Consider the following 2,727-nt stretch of genomic DNA (forward strand, 5'->3'; position numbering starts at 1 on the left):
CTGACCCAGCGGTCGCCTTTCTTCTCAAACGTGCGCTTGAGCGCCGAAAAGGCAGCCTCGTACGCGCGCCCCTTCTCGCATGGCGGCCCTTTCCGGTGTCAGCCCCGCTTCGGCGTGCTCATCAGGTACGTGGCGCTGAAGTCCTTGTCGCCGTGTTCCTTGGCGGCCTCGGCGAAGCGCCGCGCGATCGCCTCGACAAGCGGCAGGTCAAGGTCACGGTCTTCCGCGGCGCGGCGCACCAGGCCGGCGTCCTTGGCCGCCAGCGCGAGCCTGAAGGCCGGCGTGAAGTCCCGCCTGGTCATCGCCTGCCCCTTCATCCGCAGGTACGGCAGGTCGAGGCTGCCGCCCTCAATAGCCTTGAAGAACAGGTCAGGATCGAGGTCAAGGCCCTCGGCCAGGGCGATCGTCTCGGCGGCCGCCTCGACTACCGCGAGGACCCAGGTGTTGGTGACCAGCTTGAGCTTGCTGCCCGCGCCCGCCTCACCGGCGCGGATCGTGCGCTGCCCGATCGCGTCGAAGACCGGGGCGAGGCGTGGCCTTGCCTCTTCCGGGCCCGACTCGAGCACCACGAGCTTGCCCTGCTCCGCGGGCTGACGGGTGCCGAGCACCGGCGCGTCCACGAACCCCACGCCGCTGCGGTTCGCGAGTTCGGCGCAGCGCGTGGTGGCCGCCAGTCCAATCGTGCTCATTTGCACCCACAGGGCGTGGTACGGCCCGTTGGGATCATCCGCTGGCGTGCCGTTCCGCTGCTGGGCGCCTGACAGGACTCGCAGGGCGCCGTCTGGGCCGTCCATCGCCTGCATGACGGCACCTTCGTCGGCCAGCATCGTTATCACGATGCCCGCGCCGCGCGCGGCGTCCGCCGGCGTCCGCGCCAGGTAGGCACCGACGGCCGCGAGCGGCTTCGCCTTATCGATCGTCCTGTTCCACGCCCGCGTCGGCAGGCCGGCGCCCGCGATATTCCGGGCGATCGGGAACCCCATGGTGCCCCCGGCGCCAAGCACCGCGATGGTCTCCGTGACCAGCCCCCGGTCGGTGGGTTGCGCGGTCTGCGTATCGGTCATCCTGGCCATCGATTCACCTCCCCCGTCAGGCCGGCTCTGCCTTCGGCTCTTTTCGCAGCTCAGCCGGCTCCTGCCCACCCCTCGGGCGGCACTCTTACCCGCAGGCCGGCACTGAAACTTCCCCCCGTCTTGCCGCGACGGTGTGACGGGCTCAGGCTTACCTGGTCACGTTTTCGAAGACGGTGGATACTCAGGCGCGCCCGCGACCGAGCACAGGGCGACAATGACCGGGCGGCCGTGACGGTCGCCGGAACCTGTGCGTATTAGGGCGAAATCGGCGAAATCAATTGTTTCCGGTCCAAGAGGACTAAGAGTAGCAACTCCGTTCTTTTACAAGAAAGGCCATCTTCCACGCAGATACGTCTTTCTTGTCAAGAAGTTTGACATAACTGGTCTGTTGCCAATAAGCCTCGCTATCTGGGTTTCGCCGCAAATTAATTTCCCGCGGATCGTTTTCGGGCCGGACGCGGGGGTAGCGGCGCCGGTTATCACACAACCGGATCTGAGACCCGAGGCACCCAGGGTCCGGACACAAGCAGAACTCCTGCGCGATGCGGCCGACGGGCGGGTCGACGGACACCGTGGCGCGTGAACTCAGGTAGGAGGCTGAAATGAAAGGCAACATGAGGGCCGCCGCCGCGCTCGGCGTCGGCTACATGCTCGGCCGCAACCGGAAATTCCGCACCGCGGCCATGATGGCGGCCGGGATGACGGTTGGCGGTACGAACATCGGCAACATCGCGCTGAAGCGGGGCATGAAGATGCTCGGCTCCACCGACGCAATTCAGAAGGTGGCCCCCCAACTCACCGACCTCGCCGACACCGTGCGCGGCGACCTGATTGAGGCGGGCAAGGCCGCGGCGATGTCCGCGGTGACCAGCCGGGTCGACGCGCTGACCGACTCGCTCCACGAACGCGCCGAGCGCGTGCGCAATCCCGCCGCCACGGTCGCCGAAGGGACGGAAGCGGCGGCCGAGGCAGGCCAGACCGCGACCCGTACCGGGCGCCGCGCGGCTACAGGCACCGCCAGGCGCGCCGGCGACGCGGCTGGGGGCGCGACCAGGCGAGTGACCGGGCGCGGCCGGGCCGCGGACGCCGAGCCGGACGAGGCCGAGGCGGACGACGACTACGAGCCGGATGAGTACGAGGAAGACGACTACGAGGAAGACGACCAGGCGGACGAGGCAGACGAGGCAGACGAGGCAGAAGAGGCAGAAGAGGCAGAAGAGCCGGAGGAGCCGGAGGAGCCGCCCGCGCGGCGGACCCCCACGCGCCGCCGGGCTCCGGTCTCCCGGGCGAAGAGGTGAGCGACATGGCGCGAGCGGAGAGCAACGGGCCGGTCGACCGGCTCAAGGCGGAGGCGGGCGGCCTGGTCGGCGCGCTCGCCCAGCGGGCCATGTCCTCGGTGAGCGACCGGGTGCAGTCCACCACCGGACGGCTCACTGATTACGTGGAGGGTGACGGCGGGCCAGGCCTGATGGCCGCGGTCACCGGCGCGAAGAGCCTGGCCGAGGGCAAGAGCCCGGGCCGGTCGATGCTCAGCGCCGGCTGGGCCGGCCTGAAAGAGAAGGTGTCCGGCGCCTTCGGCGGGGGCAAGGGCAAGGGCGGCGGCAAGCAGAAGCTGAAGCTCACGAATATCGTCGAGTCCATCGACGTGGGCGTT

At 69.0% G+C, this 2,727-nt stretch carries 2 protein-coding genes and 1 pseudogene; 2 read left to right on the forward strand and 1 reads right to left on the reverse strand.

The window, feature by feature from the left end; all coding sequences use genetic code 11:
- Positions 1-98: 98 nt before the first annotated feature.
- A complete protein-coding gene (locus VHS75_RS01310) occupies positions 99-1,073 on the reverse strand; it encodes an NAD(P)-dependent oxidoreductase (RefSeq protein ID WP_329636797.1) in 975 nt (324 codons plus the stop codon).
- 602 nt (positions 1,074-1,675) lie between these two features.
- Here VHS75_RS01310 and VHS75_RS01315 point away from each other — a divergent pair.
- Positions 1,676-2,371, forward strand: a complete 696-nt coding sequence (locus VHS75_RS01315; RefSeq protein ID WP_329636798.1) for a hypothetical protein — start codon at positions 1,676-1,678, stop codon at positions 2,369-2,371.
- A 5-nt stretch (positions 2,372-2,376) separates the two neighbouring features.
- Positions 2,377-2,727: pseudogene (locus VHS75_RS01320) on the forward strand (hypothetical protein); the annotation flags it as partial.

The sequence above is a fragment of the Phenylobacterium sp. genome, assembly GCF_036264965.1.
In the GTDB taxonomy this organism is placed as follows: domain Bacteria; phylum Pseudomonadota; class Alphaproteobacteria; order Caulobacterales; family Caulobacteraceae; genus Phenylobacterium.

Coding starts and splice junctions, on each gene's coding strand:
- VHS75_RS01310 (WP_329636797.1), bottom strand. CDS start 1,073: ATGGCCAGGATGACCGATACGCAGACCGCGCAACCCACCGACCGGGGG.
- VHS75_RS01315 (WP_329636798.1), top strand. CDS start 1,676: ATGAAAGGCAACATGAGGGCCGCCGCCGCGCTCGGCGTCGGCTACATG.